Consider the following 13,887-nt stretch of genomic DNA (forward strand, 5'->3'; position numbering starts at 1 on the left):
CCCGGGCCCACGGGGGCCGGCAAGCGCTCCGCGCGCTCGGTCATGAGCAACACCGGGCTGTACCTCGCCCTCGGCGTGGCCACGGTGCTGTTCCTCGTGCCCTTCTATCTGATCGTCCGCAACGCCCTGTCCACCGACGCGGACATCACCGGCGAGAGCTGGCGGTTCTTCCCCACCGACCTCCAGTGGGGGAACGTCGAGGAGCTGTTCGACGACCCCTCCGTGCCGTTCGCGAAGGCCCTGTGGAACTCCACGGTGGTGGCCGTGCTGCACACCCTGGGCACCCTGCTGGTCTGCTCCCTGGCCGGATACGGCCTGGCCCGCATCCCGTACCGGCACGCGAACAAGGTGCTGTACGCGGTGCTGTTCACCCTGATGGTCCCGGCGGCCGTGACGTTCGTGCCGAGCTATGTGCTGGTGTCCTCGCTCGGCTGGGTCTCCTCGTTGCGCGGTCTGATCATCCCGGGGCTGTTCAGCGGGTTCACCGCGTTCCTCTTCCGCCAGTACTTCCTCGGCTTCCCCAAGGAGCTGGAGGAGGCGGCCCGGGTGGACGGGCTCGGCTACTGGGGCGCGTACTGGCGCATCGTCGTGCCGAATTCGCTCAACTTCTTCGCCGCGATCTCGGTCATCACCTTCATCAGCGGCTGGAACGCCTTCCTGTGGCCCCTGGTCATCGGCCAGGATCAGAGCTCGTGGACCGTGCAGGTCGCACTGTCCTCCTATATGACCGCACAGACCATCAACATCCACCTGATCTTCATGGCAACGGCCGTATCGATCCTGCCCCTTGTCCTGGTCTTCGTGTTCCTCCAGCGCTGGCTGGTGCAAGGTGTCGCACAGACCGGTATCAAGGGCTGACCGAGGAGAGTCGATGAGCTCCACGCAGCACACGCCACTGCCCTACTACGAGGACGTCTCCCCCGGCGCGGGAGCGCTGCCGCCCCGCCCCTGGACCCCATCCTCCGACGCCGCGCGGCTGAGCCTGAACGGGACGTGGTCGTTCCGGCTGTCGCCGACCGCCACCGCCGAGGACGACTCCTTCGCCCGCCCGGGCTACGACGCCCGCGGCTGGGACGAGCTCCCGGTGCCCGGCCACTGGGTGCTGCACGGCCACGGGGCACCGATCTACACCAATGTGCGCTACCCCTTCCCGGTGGACCCACCGCGGGTGCCCGACGAGAACCCGACCGGCGACCATCTGCGCGTCTTCGACCTCCCCGGCGACTGGCCGGCCGGCGGGGACGCGGTCCTGCGCTTCGAGGGCGTCGAGTCCTGCGCCCGGGTCTGGCTCAACGGCGAGGAGCTGGGCACCTTCAAGGGCAGCCGGCTGCCGCACGAGTTCGCCGTCGGGGGCCTGCTCCAGCCGTCGGGCAACGTGCTGGCCGTACGCGTCCACCAGTGGTCCTCCGGAACCTATCTCGAGGACCAGGACCAGTGGTGGCTGCCCGGGATCTTCCGTGAGGTGACGCTCGAGCACCGCCCCGAGGGCGCGCTCGACGACTACTTCGTCCACGCCAGTTACGACCACACCACCGGTGAGGGCACGCTGCGGATCGACTCCGACCCCGGCGGCCGGGTCACCGTCCCCGAGCTGGGTCTTGACCTGGCCACCGGGGAGAGCGCCACCGTCCCCGTCGAGCCGTGGACGGCGGAGACGCCCCGGCTGTACGAGGCGCGGCTGACCACCGTGGGCGAGAGCGTCTCGCTGCACGTGGGCTTCCGTACCGTGGTGGTCGAGGACGGGCTGCTCAAGGTCAACGGGCGGCGGGTGCTCTTCCGCGGCGTCAACCGGCATGAGTTCCACCCCGAGAACGGGCGGGCGGTGGACCTCGCGACCATGCGCCGCGATCTGGTGCTGATGAAGCAGCACAACATCAACGCCGTGCGCACCAGCCACTATCCGCCGCACCCCGCCTTCCTCGGGCTCTGCGACGAGCTGGGGCTGTGGGTCATCGACGAATGCGATCTGGAGACCCACGGCTTCGTCGACCTGGACTGGCGGAACAACCCGGTGGACGACGACCGCTGGACCCCGGCGCTGCTCGACCGCGCCGAGCGGATGGTCGAGCGCGACAAGAACCACCCGTCGGTGGTGATGTGGTCGCTGGGCAACGAGTGCGGCACCGGGCGCGGGCTGTCCGCCATGGCCGACTGGATCCGGGAGCGCGACCCGTCCCGGGTGATCCACTACGAGGGCGATCTGTCCTGCGCCGACACGGACATCTACTCGCGGATGTACGCACCGCACGAGGAGGTCGACCAGATCGGCCGGCGCACCGAGCCCCCGTGGGGCGATCCGGAGCTGGACGCGAAGCGCCGGGCGCTGCCGTTCATCGAGTGCGAGTACGCGCACGCCATGGGCAACGGCCCCGGCGGGCTGAGCGAGTACCAGCGGCTGTTCCAGGAGCATGAGCGCTGCCAGGGCGGTTTCGTCTGGGAGTGGATCGACCACGGCTTCACCCGGCGCGCCCCCGACGGCCGCTTCTACTACGTGTACGGCGGGGACTTCGGCGAGGAGCTGCACGACGGGAACTTCGTGTGCGACGGGCTGGTCTTCCCCGACCGCACCCCCTCCCCCGGCCTGATCGAGTACAAGAAGGTCGTCGAGCCGGTGCGGATCGAGGGCGACGGGGCCGACGGCACGGTCCGGATCACCAACGGCCATGACTTCGCCGACCTGTCCCACCTCGTCTTCTCCTGGACTTACGAGGCCGAGGGCGAGGCGATCGGCTCGGGTGAGCTGGCGGTGCCGCCGCTGCCCCCGGGCGAGTCCGCCGTCCTGAAGCTCCCGGCGCCGCCCGACGCCGAGGCGGGGGCGGAGACGTGGTGGACGGTCGAGGCGCGGCTCGCGGCCGCGACGGCGTGGGCCGAGGCGGGCCATCCGGTGGCCTGGGCCCAGCTCCCCGCCGCCGCACCCGGCACCGGCCGGGCGCGCGCCCTCGCCTCCGGGGAGGCGCCGCGCCGCGACGGCGACCGGATCGTGCTCGGCCCCGGCGTCTTCGACGCGGCCACCGGCGCCCTGACCTCGCTCGGCGGGCTGCCCCTCACCGAACCGCCCCGGCTGGACATCTGGCGCGCGCCCACCGACAACGACAACGGCGCGTCCTGGCAGCCGGACGAGCGCTGGGGCCTGATCTGGCGCCAGTTCGGACTGCACCGGATGCGGCACCGGACCGATGCGGTGGAGACGACGCCGGACGGTGCGCTGACCGTCCGTACCCGCGTCGCGCCCGCCGCCGTGGACATCGGTCTGGAGACGGTCTACCGCTGGACCGCCGACGGGGACGGACGGCTGAGCCTGGCGGTCTCCGTCACCCCGCTGGGCGAGTGGACCTGCCCGCTGCCGCGTCTGGGCCTGCGGCTCGGGGTCCCGGCCGCGCTGGGCGACGCCGAGTGGTTCGGCGGCGGCCCCGGCGAGGCGTACCCCGACACCCGCGCCGCCGCGCGCGTGGGGCGGTGGGCGCTGTCGGTGGACGAGCTCCAGACGCCGTACGTCCGGCCGCAGGAGAACGGCGCCCGGATCGACGTCCGCTGGGTGCGGCTGACCGGGCCCGACGGATCGGGGGTGCGGATCGAGGGCGAGCCGGCCTTCTGGTTCACCGCGCGCCGCTGGACCACCGAGCAGCTCGACGCGGCCGAGCACACACCGGATCTCGAGCCGTCGACCGAGACGGTGTGGGTGAACCTGGACCACGGACAGCAGGGCATCGGCAGCCAGTCCTGCGGCCCGGGGGTGCTGGACGAGCACCGCCTGGACGCGGCCCCCGCCGCGTTCTCGTTCACCTTCAGCCCGCTGGGCTGACCCGGCGGTCCCGGGCTCGGCGGCCCGGCGTCAGGTGTCCAGGACCCGGTGCAGGAACTGCTGGGTGCGGACCTCGGCCGGGCTGCCGAAGACACGCTCGGGCGTGCCCTGTTCGAGGACGACACCGCCGTCCATGAAGACCACGCGGTCGGCGGTGTCCCGGGCGAACCGCATCTCGTGGGTGACGACCACCATGGTCATGCCCTCGTCGGCCAGGGACCGCATGACCCCGGTGACCTCGCCCACCAGCTCCGGGTCGAGGGCGGAGGTGGGTTCGTCGAAGAACATGACGGCGGGGTCCATGGCGAGCGCGCGGGCGATCGCCACGCGCTGCTGCTGGCCGCCGGACAGCTGGACGGGGTAGGCGGCCGCCTTCTCGGCGAGACCGACCCGGGCCAGTGCCTCCCGCCCGCGCTCTTCGGCCTCCTTGCGGCCGATCTTGCGTACCTTGCGCAACGCGAGGGTCACATTGCCCAGCGCGGTGTGGTGCGGGAACAGGTTGAACTGCTGGAAGACCATGCCGACATGGCCGAAGATCTCGGGTGCGCGCTTGCGGTCGTGCAGGGGGACTCCATTGACCCAGACCTCTCCGCGGTCGGCGCGTTCCAGGTCGCACATGATCCGCAGCAGGGTGCTCTTGCCGGAGCCGCTGGCTCCGATGAGCACCACGACCTCGCCCGCGCCGACCTCGATGTCGACGCCCTTGAGGACTTCCAGCTCGCCGAAGCGCTTGTGCACGCCGGACAGGGCGACCTGGGCGGTGGTGGCGGGGGTCCGCTCCGCGGGGGATTTGGTGATCATCAGGCGGTCACGGCCTTTCTCTCCATCCGCCGGACGACGATCGACAGCGGGGAACAGATGACGAAGTACAGGACGGCGATCGCCAGGTACGTCTCGCCGGGGTGTCCCACCCGGTCGACGATGGCCTGGCCCTCGCGGAGCAGTTCGGCGTAGCCGATGACGACGGCGATCGAGGTGTCCTTGACGAGCGAGAGGTACTGGCCGACCAGCGGGGGCAGCACGATCGACCGGGTCTGGGGGAGGATGACCGACCCGAAGGTCTGGGCGCGAGTCAGGCCCAGGACCCGCGACGCCTCCCACTGACCGTGCGGTACGGCCTCGATACCGGCCCGGAAGATCTCCGCGACGTACGCGCCCTGGAAGAGGGTGAGCGCCAGCAGGGCGGCCCCGAAGACGGTGATGTTCCCGATGTTGAGGTAGACCGCGCCGAAGTAGATGAAGAGCATCTGGACCAGCAGCGGTATGCCCCGGAAGACCTCCAGGTAGCAGCGGGCGAGCTGGGCCAGGACGGGGATCCGGCTGGTGCGGATGGCCGCGATGACCAGGCCGAGCAGGGTGCAGGCGGCGATGGCCGCCACGGAGAGCTCGACGGTGGCCCACAGCCCGGCGCCGTACAGGTCCCGGTTGGACCACATGACCGACCAGTCCATCACGCCTCCTTGCGGACCAGGACGAGGCGGCGGGCCGCGGTCCGCAGGCCCGCCAGCGCCGACTGCCGGGTGCTGACCGGGCGCAGCGGCGGTTTGAAGGCCGCGCGGCCGATGAGCCCCGCCACCAGCACGACCAGGTTGGTGAGCACCAGATAGAGCATGGCGGCGATGCCGAAGACCTGGATGGTCAGCAGATTGCGGGAGTTGATCACCATGGCGGTGCCGGTGAGTTCGGGAACGGAGATGGCGGACAGCAGGGACGAGCCCAGGATGATCTGGACGAGCTGGTTGACCACGGCCGGATAGACGTTGCGCAGCGCCTGCGGGAGTACCACGTGCAGATAGGTCCGGAAGGGGGTGAGGGCCAGCACGCGGGACGCCTCGCGCTGGCCGCGCGGAACAGCCTGGATACCGGCCCGGAAGATCTCGGTGAGGTACGCGCCGACGTTGACGCCGAGCGCCGCGATGCCCGCCTGTACGGGGCTGAGCCGCAGCCCGGCCGAGGGCAGGGCGAAGTAGGCGACGAACATCTGGAGCAGCACCGGGGTGTTGCGGATGACCTCCACGTACACGGCGGCCGGGGCGCGGACGAGTGCGTGACGCGATCTGCGGGCGAGGGCGCCCAGCAGACCGAGGGCGCAGGCGAGGGCGAAGGCGGCGAGGGACAGCTTCAGGGACAGCCAGGCCGCGCTGAGATAGGTGGGCCAGTCCTGGAATGCGTAGGTCCAGTCGGCGAGCATGGGGTTCCTCCACGGGGGCGACGGCTGGGGTGCCGCCGCCCGGCAGGGCTCAGTAGGACGGGTTGAGCGGGTAGACGGGCTTGACGCCGAACCACTTCTTGTAGAGGGCCGCGCTCTGGCCGGAGGTGTTGAACTCCCGGAGCCAGGTGTTGATCCACTGCAGCCAGTCCGGGTCGCCCTGGCTCACCCCGATCGCGTTGTACTCCAGTGGTACGACCGAGTCCTTGGTGACCTTGAGGGCCGGGTCGGACTTGGCCTGGGAGTTGAGGAAGTTGGAATCCTCGACCATGGCGTCGGCCTGGCCCTGCTTGACCGCGAGCACGGCCGCCGCCGAGGTGTCGTACTCCTGGATCCGCGCCCCCGGGTTGCCCTCCTTCACCGCGGCGCCGTTGGTGGAGCCCTTGGTGACCGCCACCTTCTTGCCCGACAGGTCCTTGATGCCGGAGATATCGCTGGACTTCTTCACCATCAGCACCTCACCGGCGACGATGTACGGGTCGCTGAAGGCGACCTGCTTCGCACGCTCGGCGGTGGTGGTGAAGTTGCAGATCACGGCGTCCACCTTGTGCGTACGCAGATTCGGGACGCGGTTGGCCGAGGTGGTGTCCACGATCTTCACCTTGACACCCAGCGCCTTGGCCATGGCCTTGGCGACGTCGATGTCGAAGCCCTGGGGCTGGTTGGCCTTGTTCGTCGACCCGAAGGGCGGGAACGTCAGACAGCTGGCGATGCGCAGGGTGCCGCCGCGGGCCACCTTCTGCAGGGTGGAGCTCTGCGCCCGGGAGGCCGCACCCTGGCTCGAGGAGCAGGCGGCGAGCAGGGTGGTGGCGGCGATGGCGCCCGCGGAGATCGCGGCCAGCCTGCGGGCATGAGGGCGTCGTCCCATGGCGGGACTCCCTTCGGGGAGGAAAGGCTTCGTGGAGGAAAGGCTTCGAGGGAGGAAAGCCTTCGGGGGAGGAAAAGCGAGGAAGATCGACGAGCCGCGATCGCCGATGATCGCCGAACTCAGGGATGCTGCAATGCAGAATCCAATTCCGTAATTGGTGCGCATAAGCTAGCCGAGCCGACAGAGGTCGTCAATGGCTGATTTCATATCCCGACACCTGATGCTGCTATGCAAAACGGGACCGGGTCGACTACTGTCCCCGGATCACCCGCGGGGAGCCTCCCAACTCCTCGCCCCAGGACCCGACGGAGGGGGAAGGACCGTATGTCCGGGCCCGATACCGCCCACGGCGACCAGGAGGACCGGCCCGCCCCGACCGGCCCCCGGCGCAACACCTCGTCCTCGCTGCGCCGGGCGCTGTCCATCGTGATGTTCCTGGCCGAGGACCGCGGGCATCCGCGCGGCGCGACGCTCACCGACCTGGCCGAGGGCCTGAACCTGAGCAAGAGCACCGTCCTGCGGCTGCTGGCGCCGCTGCGGGAGGTGCGCCTGGTGGACCAGGACGCCGACAGCGGGCGCTACCGGCTGGGCCCCCAGAACGCCCTGCTCGGCCAGGTCTACCTGGAACGCCTCGACTTCCGGGAGACGGCCGCCCCCCATCTGCACGAGCTCGTCGAGAGCATCGGGGAGACGGTTCACCTGGTCGTCTTCGACCCGCCGGAGATCGTCTACATCGACAAGGTCGAAAGCCCCCAGCCGGTGCGCATGCACTCGCGTATCGGCAGCCGGCAGCCCGCCTACTGCACCGCCGTCGGCAAGGCGTTCCTGGCCCACGCCTCCGACGCCGTGGTGGAACAGGTCATAGCACGGGGCATGCCGCCCCGCACCCCGGCCACCATCACCTCCGCCGAGCGGTTGCACGCCGAACTGGCCGCCGTCCGGGAGCGGGGGTACGCGATCGACGACGTGGAGAACGAGGAGGAGATCCGCTGCGTCGCGGCGCCGGTCTTCGATCACAGCGGGACGGTCGCCACGGCGATCAGCGTCTCCGGGCCCGCCTCCCGCGTCACCCGGGACCGCGCCGCCGAGATCGGGGAGCTCCTCCTCGACTCCACGAAGGCCCTGTCCGGGCGCCTGGGCGGCACATTGCCGCCCGCTCCCGCCCTGTAGACCCGGTTAAACCGGGTTGTCAACCGGCGTTTTCGGCCAGACCATCGACGGTGACCGCGCTCGGGCCCATGCGGGCCCGCCGCACCTCGCCGTCCCACCAGGTGACCGTCACCAGATGGGTCCCGTCGTCCGCCGGGCCCGCAGCGGCGCGGACCCGGTCGGCCAGCGGGGGCGCGTCGGGGTCGGCCGTGAGGCGGGCGAGGCAGAGGAAGAGGTCGCCCCCGGCGCGGCCCGTCGTCTCACCGGCCAGCGCGGGTGAGACGGCGCGCCGGGTGAAGGCCGTGGGGGCGGCGGGCAGGACGCCGTCCTTCATCAGGCCGTGGAGCGGCAGCAGTTCGGACCGCGGCCCCTCGTCCTCCGCCGGGGGATCCGGAACCGCCCAGCCCGTCTGGCGGACGACCCGGCCCGGCGCCGCACCGGTCACCAGGTGGATCCGGACCTCCACGGCGCCGCGCACCAGCACCAGCGAGGTGACGCGGGCCTCCTCGCCCTGCTCCGGCTCCTCCCCCACCAGCCGCGCCCGATGGCGCGAGGCGGCCCAGCCGTCGCCCGCGCCCAGCGGTTCCAGCGCGGTGCGCAGGGAGATCCGGCCGCCGTGGACCAGGCCGAAGTGGTTGTCGGGCGCGACGCCGTACGGGAAGGGGCCGGTGGCCGTGGAGTAGGCGAGGCGGGCGTAGTGGGGGTCGTCCTGGTCGGGGTCGCCGGGCGGCGGCAGGTGTTCGCTGCCGTGGTTGTGGAGCCGGACCAGACCGTCGCCCGCGGTGGACTGGAGCAGCCAGTTGGGACCGGGGACGGCGCGCACCGCGTCCGCGCGCTCGACGGGTCCCGGCTCCTCGCGCACCGTCCAGACCTCGTGGTCGGCCGGGAGGAGCAGCCCCAGGAAGCCCTTGGCGGCCCAGTACGGGGAGGCGGGGCCGGAGTAGGGCTGGAGGACGCCGTCGTAGGGGCCGTACCAGCCGAGCGAGAGCAGCCCGCGGTCCGTGGTCGCGCCCCGGTCGAGGAAGTGGCGCAGGGCGCCGGAGGCGAGGCGGCGGGTGGTTCCGGGGCCGAGCGGGGTGTGGCCGGTGAGGGCGCCCAGCCACAGGGGCGCGGCGGCGGCGAATCGGTACGTCAGGGAGCGGCCCTGGTGCAGCGGGGCGCCGTCGGCGCCGAAGAGGTGGGCGTAGTCGGCGAGATGGGCGGCCAGCCGGCGCCCGTAGCGGCTGAGCCGCTCGCCGTCCTGGGACAGCCATGCCTCGAGCGCCGGATACAGGTGCAGCGCCCAGCCGTTGTAGTAGTCGAAGGCGCGGCCCGCGCCGTCGCTGTACCAGCCGTCGCCGGTGTACCAGGGCTCGATGCGCTCCAGCCCGCGGGCCACGGCGGCGCGGGCGGCCTCCGGCTCGATGCCCGCGTCGGCGAGGAACCCGCCGACGGCTACGGGGAACAGCTCCCAGTTGCTGGGCACGGGTTCGGCGGTGAGCGCGTCCACCAGCCAGGCCGCCACCCGCTCCCGCACACCGTCGTCGAGCCGGTCCCACAGCCAGGGGCGGGTGAGCCGCAGCCCGAGCGCGATGGAGGCGGACTCGACCAGCGGCTGGCTCCGGTCGGTGATCCGGGGCCAGTCCTCGGGTCCGTCGCCGCCGGGGCGTGCGGTACCGGTGGCGAGCCCGTCCGCGTACCGCTCCAGCAGCCCGCCGGGGTCGGCGCCGCGCGCGCCCGCGACGCGGAGGGCGGCCAGCAGAAACGTCCGGGCGTAGCCTTCCAGGCCGTCGGAGCGGGGGCCGGACCAGCTCGGCCGGTCGCCGGGGAGCGGGTAGAGGGCGCCGCCGGGGGTCGCGTACGGGGCGACCGCGGCGAGCAGTCCGTCGGCGGCGGCCTCCCAGTGGGCGCGGGTCCAGCCGGTGCGGGGGCTGAGGTCGCGGTCCTCCGGGGGCAGCGCGAGGCGCGGCGTGGGGCACGGCGTGGGGCGCGGTGCGAGGCCGGTCATCGGAGCACCCCGGCGGGGACGAGGGCTTGAGCGCGCAGCTCGCCGAGCATCAGGGGTGCGAACTCGGTGGCGGTGGCGGCCAGCAGTGCGGTACCGGCGCGTCTCATGGGGGCTCCTCGGCTCGGCTCAGTTCGGCGACGGAGGCTCGCCGATGGCCTACGGTCGGCCGCCTGACCATACGTCGTGTCGGCAAGCGCTTGCTAGAGGGCGCGAACTCAGCGGGGGCGGCCTCTTGGGCCGCCCCCGCACGCGCTTTCCGCTCGACACGGACGGTCGTACGGGGCTTACGCGCTCCTGCCACGCAGAGCGTCGAGCGCCCGGTCCGCGTGCACACCCATCCGGAACTCGCTCTTGACGATCTCCAGCACCTTGCGATCGGTATCGATCACGAAGGTGACCCGCTTGGTCGGCACCGCCGCGATCCCGCGCTTCACCCCGAACCGCTCCCGCACGGTCCCCTCCGGATCCGACAGCAGCGGATAGCCGAAGGAGTACGCATGGGCGAACTCCGCCTGCTTCTCGACGGAATCGGCGCTGACCCCGACCGGCTGGGCGCCGAGCTCCTTGAACTCCGCCGCGATGTCCCGGAAGTGGCACGCCTGTTTGGTACAGCCGGGGGTGAAGGCCGCCGGATAGAAGAACAGCACCACCGGACCGTCCGCCAGCAGCCCGCTGAGCGAACGCACGGTGCCGGTCTCATCCGGCAGCTCGAAGTCCTCGACCACATCACCGATGTCCATGGGGGCACGCTACCGGCCGCGCGCCCGGCGGAGCATCAGTAGCGCAGCCGCGCGGTGTGGCCGTCGATGCGCAGGATGCATTCGGTGAACAGCGCCATCGAAGGGCTGTCGTCCGTGGGGACCAGCCGCAGACCGAGGTCCATGATGGACCGGATGACCTGGGCGGTACGGCTTCCGTCGGGATCCGGCCCGCGCAGCGCGGACCACGCCTCGAACTGCGCCCGGACGGTTTCCCACGCCGGGCCCGGCGTGAAGTGACACAGAAAAACCGGCTGGTCGACCCCGTACTGGCGTAACTCGCCGACCGCGGCCTCACCTTGCATAAGCCACCATGTGGCAGTCATCTCGTCCCCAACTCCGTACACGGGACTGGATACCCATCATACGGGTGCGGACGGCCCAACGAGGACCGACTCCACATCAGGGGCCCATCCCAGCAGCCGCCGAACGCGAACTCGACCTGCGCCACCCCGAGTTGCACCGTTGGCCGGGCAGACCCGTTCGAGGACCACGGATGTCGGATGTATTGACGCACCCTGTTGCCCACACTTAGCATCTGCCCGATCTTACGAACACTGTTCGATATGTCGCACAACTCGGCTGGTCGAACACGAGTTGTTCACGGCGCTTCCCCCGGTCGAGCACGGGGAGGTGCCGCCAACGGCCCCGCTGTGATGTCGTCGGCCCGCTGGACGTATGGCGCACATCGGCAGCACAAGCCCGGGACGTGCCGCACCCGACCCGCCGGAGACGTGAGCCAACACACCAATGACCGAGCAGTCGCTCGCTCGTCACCGAAGGGGTGCAAGATGTCTTCCTCCGTCAGCAGACGGCGCCTCCTGCAAGTGGCCGGGGCCACCGCCGCCGCCTCTGCCACCGGATCCTTCGTCGGCAGTTCTCCCGCCCACGCGGCCATTCCCCCGGCAAGGGCCGACATCGGGGTCTCCGCGCACCCCTTCGAACTCGGCCAGGTCCGGCTCACCGCAAGCCGGTGGCTGGACAACCAGAACCGTACGGAGAACTACCTGCGGTTCGTCGATGTCGACCGGCTGCTGTACAACTTCCGCGCCAACCACCGGCTGTCCACCAACGGCGCGGCCGCCAATGGCGGCTGGGACGCGCCGACGTTCCCCTTCCGCACCCACGTCCAAGGGCACTTCCTCACGGCATGGTCACAGCTGTACGCCGTGACCGGGGACACCACCTGCCGGGACAAGGCAACCACCATGGTCGCGGAGTTGGCCACATGCCAGGCCAACAACAGCGCCGCCGGTTTCAACGCCGGGTACCTCTCCGGCTACCCCGAGTCCGACTTCACCGCCCTCGAGCAGGGGACCCTGACCAACGGCAACGTGCCGTACTACACCATCCACAAGACCCTCGCCGGCCTGCTGGACGTATGGCGCCACATCGGCAGCACACAAGCCCGGGACGTGCTGCTCGCCCTGGCGGGATGGGTCGACCGGCGCACCGGCCGGCTGAGCGGCCAGCAGATGCAGACCATGCTGGGAACCGAGTTCGGCGGCATGAACGCCGTGCTGACCGATCTCTACCAGCAGACCAACGACGCGCGGTGGCTCACCGTCGCCCAGCGGTTCGACCACGCCGCGGTGTTCAACCCCCTGGCGTCCGGCCAGGACCAGCTCAACGGACTGCACGCCAACACCCAGGTACCCAAGTGGATCGGGGCCGCCCGGGAGTACAAGGCCACCGGCACGACCCGCTACCGGGACATCGCCACCAACGCCTGGAACATCTGCGTCAACTCGCACACCTACGCCATCGGCGGCAACAGCCAGGCGGAGCACTTCCGCGCCCCGAACGCCATCGCCGGCTACCTGAACCAGGACACGTGCGAAAGCTGCAACACCTTCAACATGCTCAGCCTCACCCGGGAACTGTTCACACTGGACCCGAGCCGAGTCGCGCTGTTCGACTACTACGAGCGGGCGTGGCTGAACCAGATGATCGGCCAGCAGAACCCGGCCGACAACCACGGCCACGTCACCTACTTCACCCCGCTCAACCCGGGCGGCCGACGCGGTGTGGGCCCGGCGTGGGGCGGCGGCACCTGGAGCACCGACTACGGCACCTTCTGGTGCTGCCAGGGCACGGGCCTGGAGATGCACACCAGGCTGATGGACTCCATCTACTTCCGCGGTGACAACACGCTGATCGTGAACCTGTTCGTGCCCTCGGTGCTCAACTGGTCAGAGCGCGGAATCACGGTCACCCAGACCACGTCGTACCCGGAGAGCGACACCACGACCCTGAAGGTCACCGGCAACGTCAGCGGAACCTGGGCGATGCGCGTCCGCATCCCGGGCTGGACCACCGGGGCCACTGTCAGCGTCAACGGCGTCGCGCAGAACATCACCACCGCCCCCGGCAGCTACGCCACCCTGAGCCGCTCGTGGGCCTCCGGCGACACGGTCACCGTCCGCCTGCCCATGCGGATCGTCATGCGAGCGGCCAACGACAACGCGAACGTCGCCGCGATCACCTACGGCCCGGTGGTCCTCTCCGGCGACTACGGCAACGCCGCGCTCAGCTCCCTCCCGACGCTGAACACGTCCTCGATCACACGGACCAGCAGCACTTCGCTCGCCTTCGACGCCACCGCCAACGGCTCCACCGTCAGCCTGGGCCCGTTCCACGACGCGCATGGCCACAACTACACCGTCTACTGGAACATCAGCGGCACCGTCCGTCTCGCCAACGTGGGCAGCGGTCTCGTGCTGGGCATCCAGAACATGTCCACGGCCGAGGGCGGCCGCGCTCTGCAGTGGAACGACTCGGGCACCGCCGACCACAACTGGCAAATGATCACCGACGGAGACGCGGTCCGCTTCCGCAATGCCCACAGCGGCAAGGTGCTCGGTGTCCAGGGCATGTCCACGACAGACAACGCGGCCGTCCTGCAGTGGTCGGACAACGGCACCGCCGACCACAGATGGACGCTGCTCGACCAGGGAGACGGGACCTACAAGATCCGCAACGCGCACAGCGGCAAGCTGCTCGCGATCGCGGACAACTCCACCGCTGTCGGCGCGTTCGCGGTCCAGGACTCGGACAATGGCACTGCCGACAACCGGTGGCGCATCGTGAAGAGTTAGGTGTGCCGACCGGAGA

At 70.7% G+C, this 13,887-nt stretch carries 11 protein-coding genes; 4 read left to right on the plus strand and 7 right to left on the minus strand.

Annotation, left to right across the window (positions count from 1 at the left end; translation table 11 throughout):
• The first annotated feature begins 42 nt into the window (after window positions 1-42).
• Together ACZ6TD_RS09360 and ACZ6TD_RS09365 are read left to right on the plus strand one after the other, a co-directional pair.
• Window positions 43-858 (plus strand): carbohydrate ABC transporter permease, encoded by an 816-nt coding sequence (locus ACZ6TD_RS09360; protein WP_471357587.1) that lies wholly within the window; start codon window positions 43-45, stop codon window positions 856-858.
• A gap of 13 nt (window positions 859-871) precedes the next feature.
• The gene (locus tag ACZ6TD_RS09365; RefSeq protein WP_471352487.1) at window positions 872-3,802 is read left to right on the plus strand and encodes a glycoside hydrolase family 2 TIM barrel-domain containing protein; all 2,931 of its coding nucleotides are present in this window, start codon (window positions 872-874) and stop codon (window positions 3,800-3,802) included.
• 30 nt (window positions 3,803-3,832) lie between these two features.
• Here ACZ6TD_RS09365 and ACZ6TD_RS09370 read toward each other — a convergent pair whose 3' ends face one another.
• The 4 genes from ACZ6TD_RS09370 to ACZ6TD_RS09385 are packed head-to-tail and all read right to left on the minus strand — an operon-like array spanning window position 3,833 to window position 6,879.
• Window positions 3,833-4,603 (minus strand): amino acid ABC transporter ATP-binding protein, encoded by a 771-nt coding sequence (locus ACZ6TD_RS09370; protein WP_471352489.1) that lies wholly within the window; start codon window positions 4,601-4,603, stop codon window positions 3,833-3,835.
• Window positions 4,603-5,253, minus strand: coding sequence for an amino acid ABC transporter permease (locus tag ACZ6TD_RS09375; protein ID WP_471352491.1), 651 nt, complete (start codon window positions 5,251-5,253; stop codon window positions 4,603-4,605). The genes ACZ6TD_RS09370 and ACZ6TD_RS09375 overlap by 1 nt, the downstream gene beginning before the upstream one ends.
• Window positions 5,253-5,993: an amino acid ABC transporter permease gene (locus ACZ6TD_RS09380; RefSeq protein ID WP_471352493.1), complete on the minus strand. Its 741-nt coding sequence runs from the start codon at window positions 5,991-5,993 to the stop codon at window positions 5,253-5,255. The genes ACZ6TD_RS09375 and ACZ6TD_RS09380 overlap by 1 nt, the downstream gene beginning before the upstream one ends.
• Before the next feature lie 49 nt (window positions 5,994-6,042).
• Window positions 6,043-6,879 carry an ABC transporter substrate-binding protein gene (locus ACZ6TD_RS09385; RefSeq protein WP_471352495.1) on the minus strand — a complete coding sequence of 279 codons (837 nt, stop codon included), beginning with the start codon at window positions 6,877-6,879 and terminating at the stop codon, window positions 6,043-6,045.
• Between the two features lie 324 nt (window positions 6,880-7,203).
• Here ACZ6TD_RS09385 and ACZ6TD_RS09390 point away from each other — a divergent pair, with 324 nt between their 5' ends.
• The gene (locus ACZ6TD_RS09390) at window positions 7,204-8,049 is read left to right on the plus strand and encodes an IclR family transcriptional regulator (protein WP_471352497.1); all 846 of its coding nucleotides are present in this window, start codon (window positions 7,204-7,206) and stop codon (window positions 8,047-8,049) included.
• A gap of 19 nt (window positions 8,050-8,068) precedes the next feature.
• On the opposite strand, the gene ACZ6TD_RS09395 is transcribed toward ACZ6TD_RS09390, so the two are convergent.
• From ACZ6TD_RS09395 to ACZ6TD_RS09405, 3 genes are all read right to left on the minus strand, one after another.
• The gene (locus ACZ6TD_RS09395; protein WP_471352499.1) at window positions 8,069-10,015 is read right to left on the minus strand and encodes a DUF2264 domain-containing protein; all 1,947 of its coding nucleotides are present in this window, start codon (window positions 10,013-10,015) and stop codon (window positions 8,069-8,071) included.
• Window positions 10,016-10,299: 284 nt separating this feature from the next.
• Complete coding sequence (locus ACZ6TD_RS09400) at window positions 10,300-10,755, minus strand: peroxiredoxin (RefSeq protein ID WP_471352501.1); 456 nt, start codon at window positions 10,753-10,755, stop codon at window positions 10,300-10,302.
• 35 nt (window positions 10,756-10,790) lie between these two features.
• Window positions 10,791-11,099: a hypothetical protein gene (locus ACZ6TD_RS09405; protein WP_471352503.1), complete on the minus strand. Its 309-nt coding sequence runs from the start codon at window positions 11,097-11,099 to the stop codon at window positions 10,791-10,793.
• A gap of 465 nt (window positions 11,100-11,564) precedes the next feature.
• Between ACZ6TD_RS09405 and ACZ6TD_RS09410 the strand changes: the two genes are divergently transcribed.
• A complete protein-coding gene (locus tag ACZ6TD_RS09410; protein ID WP_471352505.1) occupies window positions 11,565-13,871 on the plus strand; it encodes a beta-L-arabinofuranosidase domain-containing protein in 2,307 nt (768 codons plus the stop codon).
• Window positions 13,872-13,887: the final 16 nt, after the last annotated feature.

The sequence above is a fragment of the Streptomyces yongxingensis genome, assembly GCF_055597465.1.

Coding starts and splice junctions, on each gene's coding strand:
- ACZ6TD_RS09360 (WP_471357587.1), top strand. CDS start 43: ATGAGCAACACCGGGCTGTACCTCGCCCTCGGCGTGGCCACGGTGCTG.
- ACZ6TD_RS09365 (WP_471352487.1), top strand. CDS start 872: ATGAGCTCCACGCAGCACACGCCACTGCCCTACTACGAGGACGTCTCC.
- ACZ6TD_RS09370 (WP_471352489.1), bottom strand. CDS start 4,603: ATGATCACCAAATCCCCCGCGGAGCGGACCCCCGCCACCACCGCCCAG.
- ACZ6TD_RS09375 (WP_471352491.1), bottom strand. CDS start 5,253: ATGGACTGGTCGGTCATGTGGTCCAACCGGGACCTGTACGGCGCCGGG.
- ACZ6TD_RS09380 (WP_471352493.1), bottom strand. CDS start 5,993: ATGCTCGCCGACTGGACCTACGCATTCCAGGACTGGCCCACCTATCTC.
- ACZ6TD_RS09385 (WP_471352495.1), bottom strand. CDS start 6,879: ATGGGACGACGCCCTCATGCCCGCAGGCTGGCCGCGATCTCCGCGGGC.
- ACZ6TD_RS09390 (WP_471352497.1), top strand. CDS start 7,204: ATGTCCGGGCCCGATACCGCCCACGGCGACCAGGAGGACCGGCCCGCC.
- ACZ6TD_RS09395 (WP_471352499.1), bottom strand. CDS start 10,015: ATGACCGGCCTCGCACCGCGCCCCACGCCGTGCCCCACGCCGCGCCTC.
- ACZ6TD_RS09400 (WP_471352501.1), bottom strand. CDS start 10,755: ATGGACATCGGTGATGTGGTCGAGGACTTCGAGCTGCCGGATGAGACC.
- ACZ6TD_RS09405 (WP_471352503.1), bottom strand. CDS start 11,099: ATGACTGCCACATGGTGGCTTATGCAAGGTGAGGCCGCGGTCGGCGAG.
- ACZ6TD_RS09410 (WP_471352505.1), top strand. CDS start 11,565: ATGTCTTCCTCCGTCAGCAGACGGCGCCTCCTGCAAGTGGCCGGGGCC.